Here is a 23,237-nt window from a genome sequence, read left to right as displayed (position 1 = left end):
CCTCGACACACCGGTTGCCTACGGTTCACCGGGGCTCCTCGGATCCGGCCGCAGGGGGTACGGCTCCCGGGGCCGCCCGGCCCCGGTCGCGGTCGCGCGTACGGCCCCCACCGCGGCGAGGCGGTGGGGGCCGTACGGGGTGGGGTCACGTCACGTCACCTCGTGGCACCCGGTGTCGGAGGCCGTCGATGACGTGCCGGCTCGGGGTCAGCGGCGCACGCGGGAGAGGCGGTTGCCGCGCAGGACCATCAGGGTGCCGCCGCCGAGCAGGGTGGCGCTGAGGGCGCCGGCGCCCGCGACGACCATGGGGTCGCTGCCGGTGTCGGGCAGGTGCGGGGGCTCGCCGCCACCGTAGCCGTCGTCGTCACCGTAACCACCGCCCGGAGGCTTGGGGTGACCGCCGTAACCGCCGTCGTCACCGTAACCACCGCCCGGAGGCTTGGGGTGACCGCCGTAACCGCCGTCGTCGCCATACCCGCCGCCCGGAGGCTTCGGGTGGCCGCCGTAACCGCCGTCGTCGCCATACCCGCCGCCCGGGTGGTGGCCGCCGCCGTCACCGTAACCGCCGCTCGGCGGGGGCGTCGGGCGACCGCCGCCGTAACCGGTGTCCTCCCCGTAGCCGGGCTGGGGCGGGCGCGGCGGGCGGGTCGGTCCGCCGCCGTAGCCCTCGTCGCCGCCGTGGTGGTCCCCGTAGTCGCTCGGGTGCTCGGGCGGGTTGGGCGGCGGGCCTTCGCCGCCGTATCCCTCGTCGCCGTAGCCACCGGACTCGGGGCCGTCGGCCTTCTCGTGGTCCCGGCCCTCGCCCTGGTCCCGGCCGTGCTCGCGGCCCTGGTCCTGGGCGTGGTGCTTGCCCTGGGAGCCGTGGTCGTCCCGGTCCTCGGCCTTGCCGGCGGCGGAGCCGCTCTGCGGGAGGGCGGACTGGACCGCCTTCTGGCAGATCTCGGCGACGGCCGCGGCGATGGCGCCGCGCTGGGTGCCGCTGCCGCAGACCTCGGCCGGCTGGGGGAGCCGCACCTGGGCGAGGGTCCCGTGCCCGCTCGTGTCCTTGACGGCGGCCGGCGCCGCGGAGCCCGCCGCGAGAGCGAAACCGCCGGACAACGTCAGCAGTCCGGTCACCGCCGTGACGGTGAGCATTTTCCTGGTGATTGTGGGTCGCATACCGCTCTTCCTCTGAACACACGCCGTCCGAAAATGCGTGAAGTCAGAAGGACTGTAAGAACGGGATAAGGCAAGAGCCGGGGAACGGCGCGGCGGGGCGTCGGAAAATCATTCAATCGGACCCTAAGGAGACCCAAAAGAACACGGCCCCGACGCCGAAAAGGCCATCGGGGCCGCGTTTCTGACGAGGGGACCGCTGGGTTCCGACGAGCGTCCCCCCGCCGCTCCGGCCGGCGGGCCCGGCCCGCGCTCCGGCCCGGACTCAGCCGCCGAGCGCGCCACCGATCGGCAGCCCGCCGAGCAGCGAGGTGGCACCCTTGCCGGCCTGGTTGAGCTTGGACGCGGCGTCGGTGACGGTCTTGACCGGGGAGCCTTCCTTGGTGTTGCTGAGCGCGTCCGTCGACAGCCCGGAACCGGTGAGCGAGCCCAGGCCGCCCCCCAGACCGGCGGGCAGCGCCGACTCCGCGGCCATCGCGGGCGCGGCGATGCCCAGGGCCATGACAGAACCGGCGACAGCCGCGGCAACCTTGATGGGCTTCATGGGGAGAGGTCCTTCCGTGTGACGTCAAGTCGCTTGTCGCACAAGGAGCTTGAGTCCCCGTACGTCGTTCCTTCTTCTGTAACGAGACGTACGGCCGCCGGAAACTCCGCGTTCGCGAATTCCTCCGTACGACACCCGAATGACGACCCCACCGGTGTGATCGCCCGACCAGTCACACCACGCGCGCCCCAGCTGTATCGGACACCCGTTCGCGCGCCTCTCGGGGCGGCCCGCCCCTCCGGCGCCGACCTGCGGATATCGCGTACAGCGACATCAGAACTACCGAGCGCCATCAATCCGTTCGAGTGAACCGGCTCAGCAGCCCACTCACTCCGGGGGCGTACGCCGTTTCATCGGACGGCGTACGGAGACGCACACCGGCACGACAGCGAGCGAGAAGTGAACGGACGACACGACGTACCCCGAACGCGCCGAAGGCGCCGTACCCGCCGTACGCGCGGAACCGCGGAGATCCACGGCGCCCACGGTGCCCTCGAAACCGTGGGCCCGGCACCCCATACGCCCCGCACACCCCACCCGCCCCCGCGCGCGCAGCGGATCGCGGCACACGAAAAGGACCGGCGCGCCACCCCTTGCGGGAGCGACGGGCCGGCCTCGGAAAATCGGCGATTCGGCGCGCTGGATCAGTCGTTGACGCAGACGGTGCCGAAAGCCGGGTTCAGCAGGGCGATGATGTCGATGGTGTCGCCGCACAGGTTGAGGTCCAGGTCGACCGGCACCTGGATGGTGTTGCCGGAGATGACACCCGGGGAGTTCACGGCGGCACCGGCGGCACCGGCGTCGGCGGTGGCGACACCGGTGGCGGCGGCAAGGGTGGCGGCGGCGCCGACGGACAGGGCGACGGCCTTCGCGATACGGGACATGGGGATCGTCTCCTCGATCGGTACTTCACTCGGACGGCGCGGGCGATTGCGCCCGGCATCTACCTCAACGCCCCGGACTTTCATCGGTTGCTCTCCCGAATGGGTGACGTTCAACCGATCTTTGGCCCATAGGAGGGTCATTCGAGTGTCCGGTCCGGGATGCCCGCAACACGCCCACCGAGGAACCCACCGACCGGATACGGAAGTTCGGGAACGCGACCGGCTCATCCTCAGTATCTCCGGGCCCGGGGGTTATAACGGTCGGGAACGTTGCTTCCGGTCCCGTCGCGCGTTCATTCCTTTCGCGTGGCCGACGTCTTCCCCTCCCCCGGTCTCCACGGGTCTTCCCTTCCTTCTCTCAGCAAAGCGGAGAGCCTGTATGTGGAATTCAGCGGTGTCCGCCGTACCTCGGGGTGCGGTACGCGCTTCCATGGCGCGGACGGCGCTCCCGGCCGCCCGCCACGACCGGGACCAGGGCCGTACAGGTGCCACCGCACGCGTGCGGGTCCATGGCGGCATTTCCGTCCCCGCCCGCGCGGCCGTACCCGTCCGTGTTCCGGTTCGTGTTCCGATTCGCGTTCCCGTTCGCGTTTCCCTCCACGCCGGGATCTCCGACACCGCCGACGCGCGCGCCGCGTATCTCGCATTTGCCGGGGGAGCTGTGCGGGTCGCGTTTCCCGTGGACGCCGTACCGGACCCCGGTCTCGTGAATGCGGCGGCGTGCCGGAAGGAGCGGATTCCCGTTCCTCTTCCGGCCCAGGGGTACGACTCCGAATTCTTCGATCCGCGGGGGGCGCAGCGTCATGGGGCCGATCATTTCCACATCCGTCACTTTTCCGGGATCCGGCGCGCCCCCGTACGGCGTGTCCGGCGCGCCCCGGGAGGCCTTCGGCCGGACAGCGGGTACTGACGACGTGCGTACGGACGTACGTACGGACGTGCTGCACGCCGTCCAGCCCGGCGACGGCGGTGTCGCCCGGGTCGTCACCGACCTGGTCGGCGCACAGCGCGCGGCGGGCCTGCGGATCGCCGTGGCGTGTCCGCCGGGCACCGAACTCGCCGCCGCCGCCGGTGCGGCGGGCGCCGTCGTGTACCCCTGGCGGGCCGGCCGCGAACCCGGCCCGCGGCTGTTCGCCGAGACCCGCGAGCTCGGCCGGCTGATCCGTACCGTCCGTCCCGCGCTGGTCCACGCGCACAGCGCCAAGGCGGGGCTGTGCGCCCGACTGGCCGTGCGCGGCCGGATTCCGACGGTCCATCAGCCGCACGCCTGGTCCTTCGAGGCGGTCACCGGCGTCACCGCCGCGCTGGCCCGCGGCTGGGAGCGCTGGGCCGCCGCCCGCTGGACGGCGCGGCTGGTCTGTGTCAGCGAGGCCGAGCGCCGTACGGGCGAGGAGGCCGGGATCCGTGCCCCCTGGTCGGTGATCCACAACGGGGTGGACACGCGTCATTTCGCCCCCGACGCGCGGGGAGCCGCGGCGCGGGGGAACACGGAGCCAGGGGCCACGGCGGCGCGGGGCGACTCGGCACACCTGGCCCCCTCCGGAGAGGACTTCCCCGGCACGGACTCCACCGGCACGGACTCCACCGGCACCGGGCCGCTCGTCGTGTGCGTGGGGCGGCTGTGCCGGCAGAAGGGGCAGGACGTCCTGCTCGCCGCCTGGCCCGCGGTGACCGAGGCGGTACCCGGGGCGCGGCTCGTGCTGGTCGGGGACGGTCCGGACGCGGCGCGGCTGCGGGCCGCCGCCGGATCCGGCCCCTCGGTGCGGTTCACCGGCGCGGTCGCCGACCCCGTGCCCTGGTACCGGGCCGCCGACCTGGTCGTCCTGCCGTCCCGCTGGGAGGGCATGGCCCTCGCGCCGCTGGAGGCGATGGCGTGCGGCCGGCCCGTGGTGCTCGGCGACGTGGCCGGCGCGCGCGAGAGCCTGCCGCCCGGCCACGCGGCGCCGTGCCTGGTCCCGCCCGGCGACCCGGCCGCGCTCGCCGCCGCGCTCGGCCGGCTGCTGGCCCGGCCCGCGCTGCGGCACACGCTGGGCCGAGAGGCCCGCGAGCACGTACTCAGCAGATTCGATGTGCGGCGCACCGGCGCGGCCGTCGCGGAGCTCTACCGCGAACTGGCCGGAGTGCGGGGCACGGAGCACAGAGAGCCGATGGCGCAGTGACGACGGAAAGCACCCGCATCCCTTCTTCCTCCCCGGCTTCGTCCCCGGCCTCGTCCTCGGGATCGCCCTCGGGTCCGTCACCTGGTTCGGCCCCGGGGGCATGGCCCGTGCCGGGCCGGGTCCCGTACCGGTCCGCCCTCGCCGCCCCGCGCGGCGCGGCCGGGCGGCGGACGGTGCCGGCGCCGCGCCGCCCGGCCGGCCCCCGGGCGACCGCCGCGCCCCTGGTCGCGGCCGACGCGACGGCCGTCCTCCTCGCCGTGGGCATGCTGTCGGCGGCGCACCGGCGCTGGGAGGTGCCGCTGCTCGTGGCCGCCCTCGTCTTCCTGCTCGACGGCACGGCCGGGCTCTACCGGCCGCCGGTGGGCGCGCGTGGCGGGGTCCTCGACGAACTGCCCGCGCTCGCGGCCCGCGCCGGGGTCGCCTGGTGCGGGACGGCGGCCGTGGTCGCCGCGTGCGCGCCCGGTCTGGTGATCGGCCCGCTGCGGCTCGGCGCCGCGTACGGCACGCATGTCCTCGTCGTGACCGTGGCACGCGGGCTCGCGCACGCGCGCCGCCGCCGGGCGGCGCGGGGGCGGCCTCGCGCGGCGCTGGTCGTCGGCGCGCCGGGGGCGGCCCGCCGGTTCGCGGCGGCGCTCGCGCAGCACCCGGAGTACGGCGTCCGGCCGGTCGGGATCGTCGGCACCCGGCACGACGGCGAGCGCGGTCTGCCGGTGCTGACCTCGGCGGAGGAGATCCACCGGGCGGTCATCCAAAACGCCGTGCGCGACGCCGTGTTCCTGGCCGACGACGAGGCTCTGGTGACGCTGTTCCAGCGCTTCGGCTGTGCCACCTGGCGGGTCGGCCGGACCCCGGCGGACGCGGACACGGCGCCGGTGGGGGCGGCGAGGCGGGCCATGAACGACCATCTGTGGGGGTACGGCTGCCGCCGACTGCTGCCGCCCGCCGAGCGGCGCGGGCTCACCGCGAAGCGGGCCCTGGACCTGGCCGTCGCGGGGCCCGCGCTGGCGCTCGCGCTGCCGGTGCTGCTGCTGTGCGCGCTCGCGGTGCGGCTCTCGGACGGTCCCGGGGTGCTGTTCCGGCAGGAGCGGGTGGGGCAGCATGGGCGGCTGTTCACGCTGCTCAAGTTCCGTACGCTGCCGGCCGACGAGACGGAGGCGGCGACCCGGTGGAGCGTGGCCCACGACCGCCGGATGAGCGCGGCCGGGCAGTTTCTGCGCAAGACCTCGCTGGACGAGCTGCCGCAGTTGTGGAACGTGCTGCGCGGGGACATGAGCCTGGTCGGGCCGAGGCCCGAACGCCCGCATTTCGTCGCCCAGTTCAGCCGGGTCCACGCGGGCTACGCGGCCCGGCACCGGATGCCGGTGGGGCTCACCGGACTCGCCCAGGTGCACGGTCTGCGCGGCGACACCTCGATCGAGGACCGCTGCCGCTTCGATAACCACTACATCGACCACTGGTCGCTGTGGCAGGACGTCTGCATCCTGCTGCGCACGGCGGCCGAGCTCGTGCGACCGACGGGAAGCTGACCGATGACGACAGCGGCGGTGGCCGGCGCGGGGGTCGGGGCAGGGGCAGGCGTAGGAGCAGGGGCAGGCGTAGGGGCGGGGGTCGAAGCAGGGCGAGGTTCAAGGGCCGGATCGAAAGCCGAGGTACGGGAGTGGGCGCGGCGCGCGGCCGGGCTCGCGCCGGTCCTCGCCGTGATCGCCCTGCTGCTCGTCCCGGGCGGTGGCGGGGAGGGGACGCGGGGCGGCACGGGCGGCAGCGGCGCGGTCGCCGACGCCGCGTCGGGGCTGCTGGTCCTCGTCTGCCTGGTGCGGGTGATCCGGAGCGGGGCGCGGCCCCTGACCCGTACGGCGGCGGTGGTCCTCGGCCTGCCGGTGTTCGGGGTGTGTCTGGCGGCTGTCGCCTCGGCCGATCCGGCCGCGAGCCTGCCGGGAGTCGCCCGCTACCTCCAGATCTTCGTGCTCGTCCCGGCGGCCGTCCTGCTGTCGGTCCGTGACCGGCGGGACTTCGCGCTGCTGGCGTGGGCGCTGGTGGCGCTCGCGCTGGCGGAGGGGGCGGTGGGGGTCACGCAGTACGCGACCGGCACCGGCGCCTCGTACCAGGGCGAGGACGTACGGGCGGTCGGCACCTTCGGCGCCACCGATGTGATGGGCATGGCGACCGTGGTGGCGTACGGCGTGGTCGTCGCGGTGGGACGGGCGCTCGGCGGCCGGCCCGGGCGGGCCCGGACGGCGGCCCTGGTGTGCGCGGCGGTGCTGTGGGTGCCGCTGGTGCTGTCGTTCAGCCGGGGCGCGTGGATCGCGACGGTGCTGACCTGCGGGGTCCAGCTGCTGCTCGCGGGGGTGCGGCGGGCCGTGCGGGTGGCGGCGGTCGTGGCGGCGCTGGGGGTCGTCCTGGTCGGCGGCTTCGGGGTCGGCTCGGCCATGGTGGAGGAGCGGGTCGCGAGCATCACCCAGGTGACGGCGGCGCCGGACCAGTCGGTGACCGACCGGTACACGCTGTGGGCGGCGGCCGGGCGGATCTGGCGCGAGGAGCCGCTGACCGGTGTCGGTCTGAAGGAGTTCCCCGCCTACCGGGACGCGCGCGCGTCGCTGGCCCTGTCCTCCGGCAGCGACACGGCGGGCGCGGGCGCGCTGTACGCGCGTCAGCCGCTGCTGTCCCCGCACAACATGTATCTGCTGGTGCTCAGCGAGCAGGGGCTGATCGGTCTGCTCGCGCTCGCGGGCGGCTGGGCGGTGCTGCTGGTCGCGGGCGTACGGCGGGGGTGGCCGGGGCGGCGGGGCCGGCCGGCGGGACTGGTCGGGCCGGTGGGGCGGTCGGCGTGGGCGGGGCGGTCGGCGTGGGCGGGGCGGTCCGGTTCCGATTCCGACTGCGCGCTGGTGGCGACGGGGCTGCTGGTCTGGCAGCTCGTCGACTTCTGTTACGCGGACATCGGCGGGCCCTCGACGGTCCTGATGTCGGTCGTCCTCGGGCTCGCGGCCTGGTGGTCGCTGACGGAGGTGCGCGGTGCCTGATCCCCTGCTCGATCCCTGGTCGGACGCCGACGCCGCTGGTGCGGGTGCCGGCGCTGGTGAGCCGGGTGCGACCGGCAGGTCCGGCGTACCGGGCGTACCGGGCGTGAGTGGCGTGCCGAGCCTGAGCGGTGCTCTGATGCCCCCTCGGATGATCGCCCCGCTGGCCGCCGGCTTCGATCCCGGCACCGAGCGCGGGCTGCCGTCGCCCGGGGACGCGTGGATGCCGTTCACCCCGGGCGATCCGGGCGGCCCCCGTACCGACCCGTGGCGGCCGGACGCGCCGACCGACGCGGAGGTGGCGCGCCCGGTGCCCGCCGGACAGCGTCCACGCGTCCCCGGGCCCGGGGCGCGGAAGGCGGACGGAGCGCGGCAGGCGAACGGGCCCCGCACGGCGGGCACGCGGACGTCCCGGCGGGGCGGCGGGGCCCGGGGGCCGTCCGGGACGTTCCTGATGCGGGCGGCGTTCGTGACGGCCGTGCTCACGGCGGTCGGCGCGGTCCTGGGGCTCGTCCGCGACCAGATCCTGGCCCGGTACTTCGGTGCCGGCGCGGAGACGGACGCGTTCCTGGTGGCGTGGACGGTGCCGGAGTTCGCCTCGACGCTGCTGATCGAGGACGCGATGGCGCTGATCCTGGTGCCCGCGTTCGCCGGGGCGCTGGCCCGCCGGTCGATGTCGGCCCCGGGCGCGACCCCGGGCCTCGCCCCGTACCCGGACCCGGTGCGTGCCCTCGTACGGCACACGATGCCCCGTCTCGTCCTGACGGTCGCCGCCGTCGCCGCGCTGCTCGTGGTGGGCGCGCCGCAGCTGGTCGACGTCCTCGCGCCCGGTCTGCCCGACCCGGCGCTCGCGGTGGACTGCACGCGGCTGACGGCGACCTGTGTGCTGTCGTTCGCGCTGGCCGGGTACTGCTCGGCGGCGCTGCGGGCGCACGGTTCGTTCCTGCCGCCGGCCGCGATCTACGTGGCGTACAACGTCGGCATCATCGGGACGACCCTGGCGCTGCGCGAACCGTTCGGCGTACGGGCGGCGGCGGCCGGGGTCGCGGTCGGCGCGGTGCTGATGGTGGCGATCCAAGCACCCTCCCTCGTACGGGAGTTGCGCGACCGCCGGTCGAACCCGAAGCCCGCGCGCCCGGGCCCGGACGGCCCGGTGGGCGGACCGGCCGGTGGAGCGGCAGGCGGACCGGCCGGTGGAGCGGACGCCCGCCCGGCGGACCGTTCCCCGGGAGAGGACGGGCGGCTGCTGGTCCTGGGGATGATCGCCCCGGTCGTCGTGTTCGCGCTGACCCGCCAGTCCCAGGTGCTGATCGAGCGCTTCCTCGCCTCGCCGCTCCCGGCCGGAGCCATCTCGCATCTCAACTACGCCCAGAAAGTGGCGCAGATGCCGATGACCGTGTCGCTCATACTCTGCACGGTCAGCTTCCCCGTGGTGGCCCGCACCCTCGCTTCCGGCGACCCGGAGGCGGCCCGCCGCCGGGTCGAACGGGATCTGCTGCTCGCCGCGGTCGTGGTCCTGATCGGCGCCTCGACGGTGATCGCCGCCGCGCCGCAGATCGTCGACGTCCTCTTCCAGCGCGGTGCGTTCGACGCCGCCGACACCGCGGCCACGGCCGGGGTCATGCGGGTGTACGCCCTCGGGCTGCTCGGCCAGACGCTGGTCGGCGCCCTGGTCCGTTGCTACTTCTCCGCCGCCCGCCCGCTCTGGTACCCGGCCGCCGCGATGGGCTACGGGCTTTCCGCCACCGCCGTCACGGGCGCGGTCGGCGCGCATCTGTGGGGCGCCGCCGGGATCGCGGGCGCCAACGCGCTCGGCATCACGGTGACCGCCGTACTGCTGCTGAGCGGGGCGCGCCGCCAGGCCGTACCGATCGACGTCCCGAGGCTCGGCGAGGGCCTGTTGCGGCTGGCGACCGCCGGGGCATGGGCGACCGGCGCGGGCTGGCTGTGCGCGCGGCTCGTCGATCCACCGCTGCTCGCGGTCGCCGTCGCGGGCCTGGTGGTCACCGGGGTGTTCCTGCTGTTCGTGGCGTGCGCCGCCACGGCACCCGACATTCCGCCGCTCCCCCGCGCCCGCGCCCGTTCCGGCGACCGATCCCGTACCCGCGCCGAGACCCGTGGCGCTTCCCGCGGCGCGCCGGTGCCCCGTACCGCGCGCGTCACCCGTCTTGCCCGTATCTCCCCGCGAAGGACCCCCCATGCCCGCGCCCGCCGCGCTGCGCCGCCTACTGCCGCGAACGCCCCTGTGGATCGCGATGTACCACTCCGTCGCCGACCCTTCCGATGACCCGTACCGGGTGACCGTCTCGCCCACCCGGCTCGCCCGCCAGCTGCGCTGGCTGGCCGGGCGGGGGCTGCGCGGGGTGTCCGTGCGCGAACTGCTCACGGCGGCCGCCGCCGGGCGGGCGGCCGGTCTGGTCGGGCTCACCTTCGACGACGGGTACGCGGACTTCCTCGACACGGCGGTGCCGCTGCTGCGCGGGTACGGCTTCACGGCGACCGTGTACGTGCTGCCCGGGCGGCTCGGCGGCGACAACGGCTGGGACGCCCTCGGCCCGCGCAAGCCGCTGCTCGACGCGGCCGGCATCCGCCGGGCGGCGGCGGCCGGCATGGAGATCGGCTCGCACGGTCTGCGCCATGTCGACCTCACCGGTGCCGACGACGCCACGGTCGCCACCGAGACCCGGCGCAGCCGGGAGCTGGTCGCGGAGATCACCGGCCGCGCGCCGGAAGGGTTCTGCTACCCGTACGGGGCGGTCGATCCGCGGATCGTGCGGGCGGTGGGGCGGGCCGGCTACCGCTACGCCTGCGCGATCGACCCGGGCCCGCTGAGCGGCCTGTACACCCTGCCCCGGGTGCACATCGGCGAGACGGACACCTCCTGGCGGCTGGCCGCGAAACGGGTGCTGCACCCCCTGCGGCGGCGCACGCCCGTCGGCCGACCGCCCGTCCAGAACGGCGCGTTCGCACGGATGGTGATGCCGTGAACGACGACGCCGTGGGTGTGGTGAACGGTGACGCCTCATGCGCTGGCGCCTCGAACCGCGACGATCTGAAGGTCCTGCATGTCATCACCGGGCTCGGCATCGGCGGGGCCGAGCAGCAACTCCGGCTCTTGCTCCGGCACTTGCCGGTGCGCGGACATGTGGTGACGCTCACCAACCCGGGTCCGGTCGCCGACGGCATCGAGGCGGACGGCACCCCCGTCACCCATCTCGGCATGACCGGCAACCGCGATGTCGGCGCGCTGCCCCGGCTCACCCGGCTGATCCGGCAGGGCCGTTACGACCTCGTGCACACCCATCTGTACCGGGCGTGCGTGTACGGCCGGCCGGCCGCCCGGCTCGCCGGGGTGCGGTCGGTCGTCGCGACCGAACACTCCCTGGGCGAGGCGCAGATCGAGGGCCGGCCGCTGTCCGCCGGGACCCGCGCGCTGTATCTGGCGACGGAGCGGCTCGGCACGTCCACCGTCGCGGTGTCGCCGAGCGTGGCCCGGCGGCTCGCCGACTGGGGCGTCGCCCCGTCCCGTATCCGAGTGGTCCCGAACGGCATCGAACCGGCCCGCTTCGCCTTCGACCCGCTCGCCCGGGCCCGGGCGCGCTCGCTGCTCGGGCTGCCCGTGGACGCGTTCGTGGTCGGCGGAGTGGGGCGGCTCGTCCCCGGGAAACGGTTCGACCGGCTGGTCCGGGCGGTCGCGGCGGTGCCGGAGGCGCGGCTGCTGCTCGTCGGCGACGGCGAACAGCGGGCCGGACTGCTGCGGACCGCCGAGGAGTGCGGGGCGGCCGGGCGGGTGATCCTGACGGGCGCGGTACCCGATCCGCCGGAGCGGGGCGGGTCGCGGCGGACTGATCCGGATCTGCCGTCGCTGCTTGCCGCGATGGACCTGTTCGTGTCCGCCTCCCCCGACGAGGCGTTCGGCCTGGCCGTCGTCGAGGCGCTGGCGGCGGGGCTGCCGGTGCGGTACGTGGCCTGCCCGGCGCTCGACGACCTGCCGCCCGGCGCGGCTCCCGGGGCCCTTCGGGTCGGCCCTTCCGTACCAGAACTCATCGGCTCCATCCGCGCGTTCGCGAGATCCCGGCTGGCCGGGCCGGGCGGGCCGGGCGGGCCGGGCGGCCAAGGCCTCCGGGCGGCGCCGCCCGAGGCGGTCCGCTCCTACGCCATCGCGCGCGGCGCGGAGCAGCTGCTGTCCCTCTACCAGCGGGCCGTGCGCGGCCCCCACCCTTCCGTGAAGTGAGAGCTGCCCCCATGACTGGCACCCCAAGCACCGCAAGCACCCCAAGCAACCCCGGCACGACCGCCCGGCCCCGTCTCCTCCCCCTCGCCCGCTGGACGGTGCTGCCGGCCGCCGTACTGGCGGGCGCGGCGGCGGGCGCCGGCTATGGCGTCGTGAAGACCCCGCAGTACGCCGCGACCAGTTACGTCCTCGTCGTGCCGGACCAGAAGGCGGACCCGGCGGCGGCGCTCGGCTTCGCCCAGGCGTACGGGCGGGTGGCCACGGACCTCGCGGTGACCGGCGGCGCCCAGGGCTGGGCGGGCGTCCCGGTCACGACGCTGCGCTCCAGCGTGCGGGCGGAGACCTCGCCGGACGCGCCGATGGTCTCGATCACGGCGCGGTCACCGAAGCCGGCGAAGGCCGTGGCGATGGCGGACAGCGTGGCCCGGGCGCTCGTCCTCGACAGCACCCGGGTCGCCGCGAACACCGGGGTACGTGTGGTGGAGTTCGCGCGGGCGACGAAGCCGACCACCCCGGTGTCGCCGTCGCCCCGCCTCGCGGCGCTGGTCGGGGCCTGCGCGGGCGGACTGCTCGGCGGTCTCGGGCTGCTCGTCCGGCCGAAGCGGGCGGCGGTGCGGGGCGCCGCCGGTGACGGACGGCGACTGGGCGCGGCCCCGGGCGCGGCCCCGGACGCGCCGTCGGCCCGGACCTCGGACCCGGTCGCCGTACCGGCGCCGGCGGCGGCCGTGCAGCAGCCGGAACCGGAGACGGCGTGAAAGGCGGCGAGGGGAGGGCCGGCGGGATGCGGGCCGAAGTGTGCCGAGACCCGGAGGTGTTCCGCCTCCTGGGCGCCGAGTGGCGTGTGCTGTACGGGCGTTGCGCGACGGCGACGCCGTTCCAGTCGCACGCGTGGCTGTACTCCTGGTGGCTGTCGTACGGCCGGCCGGGTGCCCTGCGGGTGGTGCTGGTCCGGCGCGCCGACGGCACCCTGGTCGCCGCCGCACCCCTGATGCGGGCGGGCGGCCCCTTGTCGCCGCTGACCCAACTGGGGGGTTCCATCACCGACTTCACCGATGTCCTCGTCGACGACGACTGCCCGGAGGCAGTGCCCGCGCTGGCCGCCGCGCTCGCCCGCGCGGCGCGCGGCACGGTGCTCGATCTGCGCGAGGTACGCCCCGGGGCGGCGGCCGAGCGGATCTACGCGGCATGGCGCGGGCCGCGCCGGCGACTGCCCGACTCGGACTGCCTGGAGCTGCCCGCCGCACCGATGGAGGATCTGCTCCAACGGATCCCGTCGGGCAAGGCGCAGCGAATGCGGGCGAAGTTCCGGAAGATGGACGCGCTCGGCATCGACACCCGGGTGGTGCCAGGCCCCGAGGTCCCCGCCGCGCTCGACCGGCTGCTGACGCTGCACCGGCTCCAGTGGCGGGGGCGCGGGGTGACCGCCGAACACACGAGCGGACGCTTCGCCCGGCACCTGTCGCGGGCGGTGCGGCCGATGGTGGAGCGCGGGGAGGCGATGGTGACCGAGTTCCGGCTGGACGGCGCCGTGGTGTGCGCGGATCTCACACTGGTCTCGCCGCGCCTCGCGGGCGGCTATCTGTACGGGGCCGACCCGGCGCTGCGGGACCGCAAGGTCGACGTGGCCGCGATGCTGCTGCGCCACGGCGCCCGGGAGGCGGGCGGGAACGGCCGGGCCACGCTGAGCATGCTGCGCGGCACCGAACCGTACAAACATCACTGGCGCCCCGAGACCGTCCCCAACCAGCGCCTGTTGCTTGCTGGTTCCGGCGCGGGCCCGCTGCTGTGGGCGCGGGCGGGCGCCGCGCTCGGCCGGCGCTGGGCGGCCCGGCAGGCACGCGAGCGGGAGTGGCTGGGCCGGGCGGTCCGGCGGGTGGGCCTGCGGGGCGCCGGGACGGATTGAACTCCCTTGTTTCCTATGGGTGTCGGGCCCCCTGGGGGATGACAGGGCCGGCGCCAGGTGCGGGGGCCCGAGCGGGCGCGGGTCCGGGTACGGGCCTGGGGGCCGAGGACACGGGTGCGGGTGCGGGCGCGGGTCGCTGCGGCCGGGCCTCGTACAGCATCTGCTGGAAGACCCGCGAGGACCGGGGGTTGGCGCCGCACTGCCAGACGCCGTGCGGGCAGTAGTCGGTGATGGTGTGGTAAACGGGCCGGTGGCGGGTCATCCACTCCAGCATGCGGCGCATGTACTCGGGGTTGTCCCCGTTGCGGAACAGGCCCCACTCCGGGTACGCGACCGGCTTGCGGTGCAGGGCCGCGAAGTCGACCTGCGTCTGGAGGCCGTACGGCTCGTTCACATGCAGGTCGAACGGCGCGCCGGCCGGCTGGTCGTAGGAGTCCATGCCGAGGACGTCGACGACGTCGTCCCCGGGATAGCACGCCGTCCACGGGATGGCGTCCAGGCCGCGGCTCGGCGCGAAGTCGAAGCGGAACCGCGCTCCCGGCACCCCGCGCATCACGGTCACGACGCGGCTCCAGTACCGCTTCCACGCCACCGGGTCGGGGGCACAACGGTGCGTGTACGTCGTCCCGTTCATCTCCCAGCCGAGAACGATCTCGGCGTCCGGGGCGCCCAGCGCGACCAGCCGCCGAGCCAGAACGCGGAAGTGCTCGTCGTTGGCCCCGGCGGCACCCCACCGGAGCCGGCGGGCCACCTCCCGGTCGGGGACGCGCAGTTCGCTGCCGTCCAGCATCGGGACGTTGAGGACGAGCAGCCGGTCGGCGCGTTCGGCGCGCCAGCGGGCCCACGGGGCGAGGAGGGCGACCGGACCCTCGATGCCGGCCCAGACCTCGCCGGGCAGATAGGTGTGCGCGACCCGCAGCTCACGGCCGCCGAGCCAGTCACCGAGCATGCGAAGCCGGGCCACTCCGGCCGGCCCGGACTCCAGGAAGGCGCCCATGGCCGCGGCCGGATCCGTCCCGGGTGCGGGGGCCGCCGGAGTCGCCGTGGACGGCGCGGGCGCGGGTGCGGGCCTGGAGACGTACACGGGCGCCGCCGTGGATACGCCGCCGGGCGCGGCTCCCGGGACGGGCCCGGTGCGTACGGCAGGCGCGGGCCCGACAGGCGCGGGCGCGACGGACACCGGGGCGACGGACACGGGGGCGGGACCGGGCGTCAGGGCGGGCGGGGGCCCGGGGGTGGTGCTCCCCGAGGCCGGGGGCGACAACGCGAGGGGACAGACGGCGAGGAGCGCGGTGGTGAGCACCCCCGGCCATCCGCCCGGGATTCTTCGCTTCCGCTGGAGCATGGGGTTCCTTTGCGAGGGAGGGGTCCGGGCGGGGCGCGGACGCGGAAGAGGCCGGCCCCGGGAAGCGCGGTGGGCGCTCCCCGGGGCCGGCCTCCTTCCGGCACGGCCGTCAGTCGTTGATGCAGATGTCTCCGAGGGCCGGGTTCAGCAGGCCGATGAGGTCGATGCTGTCGCCACAGACGTTGGCCTCCAGCTCGATCGGGATCTGGATGACATTGCCCGACAGGACGCCCGGCGAGCCGATCGCGACACCCTCGGCTTCCGCGTCGGCCATCGCGGGAGCGGCGGTGCCCAGGGCCATCAGGAGACCGGCGACGACGACTGCGGCCTTCTTGCACTTCATTTCGTCTGATCCTTTCCGCGGCGGAAGTGAATGCACGGATCTCGTGACGTGCGGGCGCACGAAGTGCCCCCGCCTCCCACCACATGATTCATCAGGACACTCCCACGGCGAAGGAAAGACGCCACGCCGCGACCTGCCCGTTCACCCATTTGACTGGTCGAATTCCCCCGTCAATGCGGCCAGATAGGGGTATTCTTCAGCCTTTCCCACTCCCGGTCCGGGACTCCGGGGACCGCCCGCCCGGAGTCCGCCCACTGGCGGGCCAGGGAGGAGTAGAGGGGGAACGACTCACGCTGGGCGGCCGAGGGATCCGCCACATCACGGCTCTTCGGAATGAAGGCCATCCGTTCCCATTTCCCGGGATCGGGCGCCATTTCCGGCTCCTTCCGCTGAGGTTCGGGCATCATGGCACAGCTGTCACGGGAGAGTGATTCGAACAGCGCATGTCGCGTGGCGCATCCGCGTGCGAGAGTGCCCGAATTAACGTTTCACTCATGATCTTCCCCACCCTCCCCTCACGCACGCACCCTCAGATCAATTCGCACACCAATTCGTATTCTTGTCCGCCGCCCCGTCCGCCCACCCGGAAAAGGCGTCTACTCCTCCTCACGACGACTCTCCTCGTGCTCGGCACGGGCGGCGCCATCGCCGCCGCGCCGCCCGGTCTGCCGTCCCCGAAAGAGGGACTGAACGTGCTCGTCGTCGGCCTGGACTCGCGCGCGGGGCTGACCGACGGCGAGAAGGAGCGCTACCGCCTCGGCCACCACGAGTGCGCCTGCACCGACGTGATGATGCTGATGCACGTCTCCGCCGCGGGCGACCGCGTGAGCGTGGTGAGCCTGCCGCGCGACTCCCTCGCCCGCTTCCCGGCCGGACATGTCGACCGAGGCACCGGCGACCGGCACAGCGCGCACCCCGCGAAGATCAACAACGCCTGGAAGGAGGGCGGTCCGGCCTTCACCATCCGGACCGTCGAGGCGATGACCAAGGTGCCGGTGGACCGCTATCTCGAAGTCGACTTCCGCCGCTTCATGGACACGGTCGACGCCGTCAAGGGGGGTGTCCCCGTCTGCACCCCGAACCGCCTCAAGGACCCGGTGACCGGCATCGATCTGGCCCCTGGCACCACGGCGCTGCGCGGCGGCGCGGCCCTCCAGTACGTCCGGTCACGGCGCGCGGACGGCAAGATGGACTTCGGGCGCATCCAGAAACAGCAGAAGTTCCTCGCCAACCTGCATCACACCGTGCGCCGCGGGCTGTTGAACAGCCCCGACGCGCTGCGCGCCTTCGCCACGACCCTGCGCGGCGGCACGAACCAGGGCGAGCGCGGAATCACGGCGGTCGAACTCGTCCAGCTGGCGGGCCGGTTGAAGAACCTGCCGCCGGCCCGTACCGAGTTCGCGGTCGTGCCCATCAGCGGCTTCAACCCCGACATCGAGGGCGTCGGCTCGACCCTCGCCTGGGACGAGCGGCAGGCCGCCCAGGTCTTCGCGGCCCTGCGCGCCGACCGCCCCCTCCCGAAGCTCGCGGCCGCCACCCCCGCCAACATCCCGCAGGGCCTCGGCGAGTACCGCCCGGTCGGGGGCGGCACGCTGGTGTGCGCGTAGCGCCGCACCCCCTACCACTCGCCCCCTGGATCTCATGGGCCTCTGGGACCCCCGAGGCCCATGAGGCCCCTGGAACCCCTCTGCCCTACGCGAGCCGGTGCGCCAGCTCCCCCGGGCCGGTCACCGGCGCGTCGCACACGAAGTGCCGGCAGACGTAGGCGGTGGCCCGGCCGTCGAGGAGCGGACGGTCGGCGAGCAGCGGGAACTCCTCGCCGCCGGGCCGCCCCGCGGCGAGGACCGCGCCGGGGGCACCGGCCAGCAGGGCGGTACGGCGCAGGGCGGCGAAGTCCTCGCCGCCGGGGTCGCCGACGAGGGCGATCTCGCGCGGCCCGTCGCGCAGCGCCTCGGCGACGGCGAGACCCCAGCCGATGAACCGGGGCGCGCGCGGCCCGAGCGCCTTGACCACGCCCAGGGCCTCCTCGGCGGCGGCGCGGTGCGGGGCGGATCCAGTGTGCGCCGCGTAGGTGAGGAGCGCGCCGGCCGCGGCGGTCCAGCCGGACGGGGTGGCGTTGTCGGTGGGGTCCTGGGGACGGCGGATCAGCCGCTCGGCGTCGTGGGCGGTGTCGTACAGCGCGCCGCCCTCGCCCCGGAACTGGTCGAGGACGATGTCGAGCAGCAGCCCGGCGAACTCCAGCCACACGCCCTCGCCCGTCACGGACGCGAGCGCCAGGAAGCCCTCGGCGACGTCGCCGTAGTCCTCCAGGACCCCGGCGTTGGTGCCCGCGCGGCCGTCCTTGGAGGTACGGGTGAGCCGGGCGCCGTCGCCGAGGTGCAGCCGGACCAGCAGATCGGCGGCCTCGGTCGCGCGTTCGACCAGGTCGGGGCGGTCGAGCAGGGCGCCGGTCTCGGCGAGCGCGGCGACGGCGAGACCGTTCCAGGCGGCGACGATCTTGTCGTCGCGGCCTGGCCGCGGGCGCTCGTCGCGTGCGGCGAGCAGCCGTTCCCGGATGCCGGCGATCCGCGCGGCGTCGGCGACGCCCGCGTCCTGCGGGAGCTGGAGCACGGAGCTGCCCTGCTCGAAGGTGCCCTCGGGGGTGACCCCGAAGTAGCGGGCGGCGTAGGCGCCGTCGTCCTCGCCGAGGACGGCCGTGAGCTGCTCGGGCGTCCACACGTAGAACGCGCCCTCGGCGTGCCGGCCGGTGCCGTCGTCGGAGTCGGCGTCGAGCGCGGAGGCGAAACCACCCTCGGGGGTGCGCAGTTCGCGCACCATGAAGTCGGCGGTCTCCAGCGCGACGCGGCGGGCCAGTTCGCTGCCGGTCGTCCGCCACAGGTGCGCGTACACGCGGCACAGCAGCGCGTTGTCGTACAGCATCTTCTCGAAGTGCGGCACCGTCCAGTCACGGCCCACGGCGTAGCGGGCGAAGCCGCCGCCGAGCTGGTCGTAGATGCCGCCGCGGGCCATCGCCTCGCAGGTGTCGGAGGCCATCTGGAGGGCGCCTTCGGCGCCGGTGCGGGCGTGGTGGCGCAGCAGGAACTCCAGCACCATCGACGGCGGGAACTTGGGCGCGCCGCCGAAACCGCCGCTGCGGGGGTCGTACTCCCGGGTGAGCCCGAGCAGAGCCTGCCCCAGCTCCGCGTCGCCGGGAACGCCGGCGCCGCCGTACGCGAGGGAACGCTCCGCGAGGTCCTTCACGATCTTCCCGGCGACCTCGCCGACCTCGTCGCGGCGCTCGGTCCAGGCGCGGGCGACCCCGTCGAGGACATCGGTGAACGACGGCATCCCGTGCCGGGCCTCGGGCGGGAAGTAGGTGCCGAAGTAGAAGGGCTCGGCGTCGGGGGTGAGGAACACGGTCATGGGCCAGCCGCCCTGCCCGGTGGCGGCCTGCACGGCCTCCATGTAGACGGCGTCGATGTCGGGCCGCTCCTCGCGGTCGACCTTGACGGCGACGAAGTTCTCGTTGATCAGCGCGGCGGTGGTCTCGTCCGCGAAGGACTCGTCGGCCATCACATGACACCAGTGACACGCCGAGTAGCCGACGGAGAGGAGGACGGGCACATCCCGCCGTCTCGCCTCGGCGAACGCCTCGGGGGTCCAGGGCCACCAGTCGACCGGATTGTCCGCGTGCTGCAGCAGATAGGGCGAGGTCACACCAGCCAGCCGGTTCATACCGGCATCGTCGCACGCTCCGGGCCGGCCGGCCCAAAGCCGCTGACCGCGACACCGTAAGCGTCGGCAGAGGAGGCTGGGGCCTCCATCGATCGCTTACGTAATCCCTGTTGGACGGTGGCGAGGGTGAGCTGGTCGCCCCGCAGTAGGCATCGGCCCCGGGCAGGAAGCTCATCTGGGTCTGGCTCAGCCCCGGCTGCCCCCGGTTCACTGGGAAGCGACAAAGCCCTTCAGTGTAATAGAGCTTGTCATACACTTGGGGCATGAAGCCGACCCGCGCCGGGACCACCGAGAACATCTCCGTGTCCATGCCCACCGAGCTGGTCAGCGAGCTCCGCTCCCGTACCGGCCGCCGTGGGCTGTCCAGCTACATCACCGAAGCCGTCAGGCACCAGCTCGCCATGGACGGACTTGCCGAGATCGTGGCGTCCCACGAGGAGGAGCACGGCGCGCTCACGGAGCAGGAGATCGAAGCCGCTCGTCGCGAGCTGTTCGGAGACGTACACGCCGGGGATGTCGAGCGGGGCGCCGCGTGAAGGAGCAGCCGGCCCGCTCGCTGGTGCTCGATTCCGAGGCGCTCTCTCTGCTCCTGCGCAACGACCGCAAGATGGCGGCTCGCATCGAGGCATCCCGGCAGGCTGGGGTTCCCGTCCTCGTGTCCGCGCTGACCATTGTGGAAGCCGTACACGGGAAGACCGATCTGGCGCGCTTGAAGTGGGTGCTCTCCCGACTGCGGGTGCAACCGGTCAGTCAGGAGGACTCCCTGACCGCCGTGGAGCTGCTTCAGGACACCGGCGGGCTACCCGGACACAAGTACGCGATCGACGCCCTCGTCGCCGCGCTCGCGCTTCGTGTCCCAGCTCCCCCTGTCGTCCTGACCTCCGACCGTGACGACTGGTCGAAGCTCTGCGGGAAGCGCGTGATCATCAGAGACGTGTGAGCACCCTCGACTACTGGGTTCGCGAGTCCACTGATACCAGTGGCACGCCGAGCAGCCGACGGACAACAGGACGGGCACATCCCGCCGTCTCGCCTCCGCGAACGCCTCGGGGTCCAGGGCCACCAGCCGGCCGATTCCGCGATCCAGCCCCTCACAGGGCCCGTGCGGACGACGGGGAGCGCACCAAGCGCCCTTTTCGGGCAGGGCGGCCCGACGTCACGGGACAGTACGCTGAGCCCAGCAGCGTCAAAGTTGTTCAGGGCTCCTCGAAGGAGGCACACCATGACCGCCGAGACGGTGGCGCCCGCCTGGATGCATTCCCAGATCAGCGCGGAGCAGTACGACTCCTGGTCCGAGGAGCAGTGCGCCGGCATCGAGATCGTGGACGGGATGGTAGTCGTGAGCCCGAGCGCCTCCAAGCGGCACAACCGGCTGGCCCGAATCCTGGCCAACGTACTGGACGCGGCGGCAGGCCCGGACTGGAACGCCGACACGGACTTCGACGTGCGACTGCAGGACGTTCCCCTCACCAACCGCCGCCCGGACGTCATCGTCTACCGGGCGGAGACCCTCGACGTCACCCCTACCCGCCCCGAGCACATCCTCTTGGTCGTCGAGGTCGTGTCACCCGGCTCGGAGACGACGGACCGGATCGTGAAGGTGGACCAGTACGCCAAGGCCGGTATCCCCTTCTACTGGCGGGTCGAACAGGCCGCCACAGGCGTGCCCATCGTCTACACCTATGTGCTCGACCCGGCCACAGAGGCCTACAGGGACGGCGAGATGTTCACCGGCACGATCAAGGCCACCGTGCCCTTCTCCGTCACGGCCGACCTCGACGTCATCTGACGACAACGGCTTCGCGGCGCCTCCGTCGTCCCCGATTCTCCACGGACCGCCGGAGGACGGTGCCCTAGCCGGTGAACGGGGCTCCGGCAGTGGTCAGCGGGGGCGCGGCAGCAGGAGCGCATGGGTGGGAACAGCGAGCGGCCCCGGCTCGCCGCCGTGAGGGGCGAGGGCCGGGGCCGCTTCAGCGGGTCCGTGAGGATCAGCCGATGTTGCCGTTCTCCGCGAGGACCTCGCCCAGGATGTGCGACAGGGCGTCGTCGCCCTTCTGCTGCACGGAGTCCTGGGTGCAGGTCTGGCCCGAGACCGGGTTGCCGAGGACGTCCTGGACGCCGACCGGGATGGCGATGACGCCGAGCGGGACGTCGGCCTCCAGCTTCTGAACATCGAAGCAGTCGAGGAAGCCGCCGTTGACGAGACCGAAGTTCGGGCTCATGTAGCCGCCGGTGGAGTTGGCACCGATGGACTGGTGCGACGTGTTGCCGACGAGGTTGGCGGACCCACCGTCGTCACCGGCCGCCAGCGCCGTGGTCGCGGACATGCCGACGACGGTGGCCGCGACAGCAGCAGTTGCAAGAACCTTCTTGATCACGAGATCTTCCTTCTTGAGCTCGGTGGCCCGGAAACTGCTTCGTGGACCGAAGCGTGACTGACTGCTTCGTGGACCGAAGCGCCCTGATCAACTGTCCCGAGAAGGATTGGTTCTGCGGCGTCACTCGGACGCGGTATTCAGCAGATGAACGCCACCGGACGAAGACTCGACGGTCGACCGTTCGAGTGAAACGTCGCAGGTCGGAGCCGTATCACCACCGGCGCACGGGGATGGAGTCGCGCGCCCGCACGCTTCGCACGCGACGCCTCGCGGGGCGCACGCCGCGGTGCGCCGTGGCGCGTCGGGCGGTGCAGCGCGATATCGATCCCGCCGTGCAAGATCCAAAAGGGTCCGCACACGCGGAACCGGGCCCCGGCGTGTGCCGGGGCCCGGGTTCCGCCGGGTTACTTGCCCGCCGTGCCCGAGGCCGGGCCCGCGGCCGCCGCTCCGGCCGCCGCCGGGTCCGGGGCCTCGGTGAAGTCGACCTTGCCCATGTGGCGGTTCATCGACTTCATCAGTCCCCAGACCGCGAGGGCCAGGACCGCGAAGACGACGAACCCGAGGACGCCGGGCGTCACCTTGCTTTGGTCCAGGTCCTTGGCCGCCATGGGGACGAGCTGCGTCAGTACCAGGTGTGCGCTCATGTCAGCCATTGTCGCGGATGCCCGCGAAGAGGTCGCTCTCGGGGAGGGAGGTGTCGACCAGCGACTTGCTGAGCTCGTACTCCTCCGTCGGCCAGACCTCCTTCTGGATCTCCATCGGCACCCGGAACCATCCGCCGTCCGGGTCGATCTGGGTGCGGTGGGCGATCAGCGCCTCGTCGCGGGTCTCGAAGAAGTCCGCGCACGGCACGAAGGTGGTGAGCGTGCGCTCCTTGCGCTCGAAGTCCGACCAGCGCTTCAGCCAGTCCCCGTAGGGGGACTCCAGGCCCCGGTCGAGCAGCGCCGTGTGCAGGGCCTCGGTGCGCGGACGGTTGAAGCCCTGGTTGTAGTAGAGCTTCTGCGGCTGGTATGCCGGACCGAACTCGTCCTCCGGGTACTTCTCGGTGTCGGCCGCGCCGTCGAACGCCACCATGGAGATCTTGTGGGTCATGATGTGGTCCGGGTGCGGGTATCCGCCGTTCTCGTCGTAGGTGGTGACCACCTGCGGACGGAAGGAACGGATCTTGCGGACGAGCCGGCCGGCGGCCGCGTCCACGTCCTCCAGCGCGAAGCAGCCCTCGGGCAGCGGCGGCAGCGGGTCGCCCTCCGGCAGCCCCGAGTCGACGAAACCGAGCCATTCCTGGCCCACGCCGAGAATCTCGCGCGCCGCGTCCATCTCCTTGCGGCGCACCTCCCGGATGTTCGCCTCCACGTAGGGGTCGCCCTGGAGCTTGGGATTGAGGATGGAGCCGCGCTCACCGCCCGTGCAGGTCACCACCATGACCTCCACCCCCTCGGACACGTACTTGGCCATGGTCGCGGCACCCTTGCTCGACTCGTCGTCGGGGTGGGCGTGCACGGCCATCAGTCGCAACTGCTCAGTCAAGACTCGATCCTCAGTGATTCGTCGCTTAGGAAGGTCT

Annotated in this window: 21 protein-coding genes and 1 pseudogene; 12 read left to right on the top strand and 10 right to left on the bottom strand. The window is 73.6% G+C overall.

The window, feature by feature from the left end:
* Positions 1-207: 207 nt before the first annotated feature.
* The 3 genes from ACGFRB_RS16250 to ACGFRB_RS16240 form a co-directional block, all read right to left on the bottom strand.
* Entirely contained in the window at positions 208-1,158 is a 951-nt protein-coding gene (locus tag ACGFRB_RS16250) for a hypothetical protein (RefSeq protein WP_393243523.1), read from the bottom strand.
* A 262-nt stretch (positions 1,159-1,420) separates the two neighbouring features.
* A complete protein-coding gene (locus ACGFRB_RS16245; protein WP_393243521.1) occupies positions 1,421-1,699 on the bottom strand; it encodes a hypothetical protein in 279 nt (92 codons plus the stop codon).
* A gap of 644 nt (positions 1,700-2,343) precedes the next feature.
* Positions 2,344-2,583: a chaplin gene (locus tag ACGFRB_RS16240; protein WP_363011498.1), complete on the bottom strand. Its 240-nt coding sequence runs from the start codon at positions 2,581-2,583 to the stop codon at positions 2,344-2,346.
* Between the two features lie 914 nt (positions 2,584-3,497).
* On the opposite strand from ACGFRB_RS16240, the gene ACGFRB_RS16235 reads away from it, so the two are divergent.
* From ACGFRB_RS16235 to ACGFRB_RS16200, 8 genes are all read left to right on the top strand, one after another.
* The gene (locus ACGFRB_RS16235; protein WP_393243519.1) at positions 3,498-4,742 is read left to right on the top strand and encodes a glycosyltransferase family 4 protein; all 1,245 of its coding nucleotides are present in this window, start codon (positions 3,498-3,500) and stop codon (positions 4,740-4,742) included.
* Positions 4,739-6,268, top strand: a complete 1,530-nt coding sequence (locus ACGFRB_RS16230; RefSeq protein WP_393243517.1) for an exopolysaccharide biosynthesis polyprenyl glycosylphosphotransferase — start codon at positions 4,739-4,741, stop codon at positions 6,266-6,268. Before ACGFRB_RS16235 ends, ACGFRB_RS16230 begins: the two co-directional genes overlap by 4 nt.
* 171 nt (positions 6,269-6,439) lie before the next feature.
* Complete coding sequence (locus ACGFRB_RS16225; protein WP_393243515.1) at positions 6,440-7,759, top strand: O-antigen ligase family protein; 1,320 nt, start codon at positions 6,440-6,442, stop codon at positions 7,757-7,759.
* A 220-nt stretch (positions 7,760-7,979) separates the two neighbouring features.
* Positions 7,980-10,043: a murein biosynthesis integral membrane protein MurJ gene (gene murJ, locus ACGFRB_RS16220; RefSeq protein WP_393243669.1), complete on the top strand. Its 2,064-nt coding sequence runs from the start codon at positions 7,980-7,982 to the stop codon at positions 10,041-10,043.
* Positions 9,955-10,743: a polysaccharide deacetylase family protein gene (locus ACGFRB_RS16215; RefSeq protein ID WP_393243513.1), complete on the top strand. Its 789-nt coding sequence runs from the start codon at positions 9,955-9,957 to the stop codon at positions 10,741-10,743. Before murJ ends, ACGFRB_RS16215 begins: the two co-directional genes overlap by 89 nt.
* A gap of 65 nt (positions 10,744-10,808) precedes the next feature.
* Entirely contained in the window at positions 10,809-11,990 is a 1,182-nt protein-coding gene (locus tag ACGFRB_RS16210; protein WP_393243667.1) for a glycosyltransferase, read from the top strand.
* Positions 11,991-12,001: 11 nt separating this feature from the next.
* Entirely contained in the window at positions 12,002-12,745 is a 744-nt protein-coding gene (locus ACGFRB_RS16205; protein ID WP_393243511.1) for a lipopolysaccharide biosynthesis protein, read from the top strand.
* A gap of 26 nt (positions 12,746-12,771) precedes the next feature.
* Complete coding sequence (locus tag ACGFRB_RS16200) at positions 12,772-13,893, top strand: GNAT family N-acetyltransferase (protein ID WP_393243509.1); 1,122 nt, start codon at positions 12,772-12,774, stop codon at positions 13,891-13,893.
* A gap of 13 nt (positions 13,894-13,906) precedes the next feature.
* Here ACGFRB_RS16200 and ACGFRB_RS16195 read toward each other — a convergent pair whose 3' ends face one another.
* Together ACGFRB_RS16195 and ACGFRB_RS16190 are read right to left on the bottom strand one after the other, a co-directional pair.
* Positions 13,907-14,977 carry a glycoside hydrolase family 26 protein gene (locus tag ACGFRB_RS16195; RefSeq protein WP_393243507.1) on the bottom strand — a complete coding sequence of 357 codons (1,071 nt, stop codon included), beginning with the start codon at positions 14,975-14,977 and terminating at the stop codon, positions 13,907-13,909.
* Positions 14,978-15,347: 370 nt separating this feature from the next.
* Entirely contained in the window at positions 15,348-15,581 is a 234-nt protein-coding gene (locus tag ACGFRB_RS16190; protein ID WP_393243505.1) for a chaplin, read from the bottom strand.
* A 623-nt stretch (positions 15,582-16,204) separates the two neighbouring features.
* Between ACGFRB_RS16190 and ACGFRB_RS16185 the strand changes: the two genes are divergently transcribed.
* Positions 16,205-17,188 carry an LCP family protein gene (locus ACGFRB_RS16185; RefSeq protein ID WP_393243503.1) on the top strand — a complete coding sequence of 328 codons (984 nt, stop codon included), beginning with the start codon at positions 16,205-16,207 and terminating at the stop codon, positions 17,186-17,188.
* 85 nt (positions 17,189-17,273) lie between these two features.
* Here ACGFRB_RS16185 and ACGFRB_RS16180 read toward each other — a convergent pair whose 3' ends face one another.
* Entirely contained in the window at positions 17,274-19,295 is a 2,022-nt protein-coding gene (locus tag ACGFRB_RS16180; protein WP_393243501.1) for a thioredoxin domain-containing protein, read from the bottom strand.
* Positions 19,296-19,558: 263 nt separating this feature from the next.
* Here ACGFRB_RS16180 and ACGFRB_RS16175 point away from each other — a divergent pair, with 263 nt between their 5' ends.
* Both ACGFRB_RS16175 and ACGFRB_RS16170 read left to right on the top strand, forming a co-directional pair.
* Entirely contained in the window at positions 19,559-19,831 is a 273-nt protein-coding gene (locus ACGFRB_RS16175) for a hypothetical protein (RefSeq protein WP_393243499.1), read from the top strand.
* On the top strand, positions 19,828-20,235 hold the full coding sequence (locus ACGFRB_RS16170; RefSeq protein ID WP_393243497.1) for a type II toxin-antitoxin system VapC family toxin: 408 nt from the start codon (positions 19,828-19,830) through the stop codon (positions 20,233-20,235). The genes ACGFRB_RS16175 and ACGFRB_RS16170 overlap by 4 nt, the downstream gene beginning before the upstream one ends.
* A gap of 36 nt (positions 20,236-20,271) precedes the next feature.
* On the opposite strand, the pseudogene ACGFRB_RS16165 reads toward ACGFRB_RS16170, so the two are convergent.
* Positions 20,272-20,390: pseudogene (locus ACGFRB_RS16165) on the bottom strand (DUF255 domain-containing protein); the annotation flags it as partial.
* Positions 20,391-20,517: 127 nt separating this feature from the next.
* Here ACGFRB_RS16165 and ACGFRB_RS16160 point away from each other — a divergent pair.
* Positions 20,518-21,084 carry a Uma2 family endonuclease gene (locus ACGFRB_RS16160; protein WP_393243495.1) on the top strand — a complete coding sequence of 189 codons (567 nt, stop codon included), beginning with the start codon at positions 20,518-20,520 and terminating at the stop codon, positions 21,082-21,084.
* A gap of 199 nt (positions 21,085-21,283) precedes the next feature.
* Here ACGFRB_RS16160 and ACGFRB_RS16155 read toward each other — a convergent pair whose 3' ends face one another.
* From ACGFRB_RS16155 to mca, 3 genes are all read right to left on the bottom strand, one after another.
* A complete protein-coding gene (locus tag ACGFRB_RS16155; RefSeq protein WP_393243493.1) occupies positions 21,284-21,673 on the bottom strand; it encodes a rodlin in 390 nt (129 codons plus the stop codon).
* A 404-nt stretch (positions 21,674-22,077) separates the two neighbouring features.
* Positions 22,078-22,326 carry a hypothetical protein gene (locus tag ACGFRB_RS16150; RefSeq protein WP_363012543.1) on the bottom strand — a complete coding sequence of 83 codons (249 nt, stop codon included), beginning with the start codon at positions 22,324-22,326 and terminating at the stop codon, positions 22,078-22,080.
* Positions 22,319-23,200: a mycothiol conjugate amidase Mca gene (gene mca / locus ACGFRB_RS16145; RefSeq protein WP_363012542.1), complete on the bottom strand. Its 882-nt coding sequence runs from the start codon at positions 23,198-23,200 to the stop codon at positions 22,319-22,321. The genes ACGFRB_RS16150 and mca overlap by 8 nt, the downstream gene beginning before the upstream one ends.
* Positions 23,201-23,237: the final 37 nt, after the last annotated feature.

Origin of the sequence: Streptomyces sp. NPDC048718 (assembly GCF_043198875.1) — a bacterium.
GTDB lineage: Bacteria > Actinomycetota > Actinomycetes > Streptomycetales > Streptomycetaceae > Streptomyces.
The sequence above is the reverse complement of the archived record's forward strand: the minus strand, read 5'-3'. Positions and strand labels throughout refer to the sequence as shown.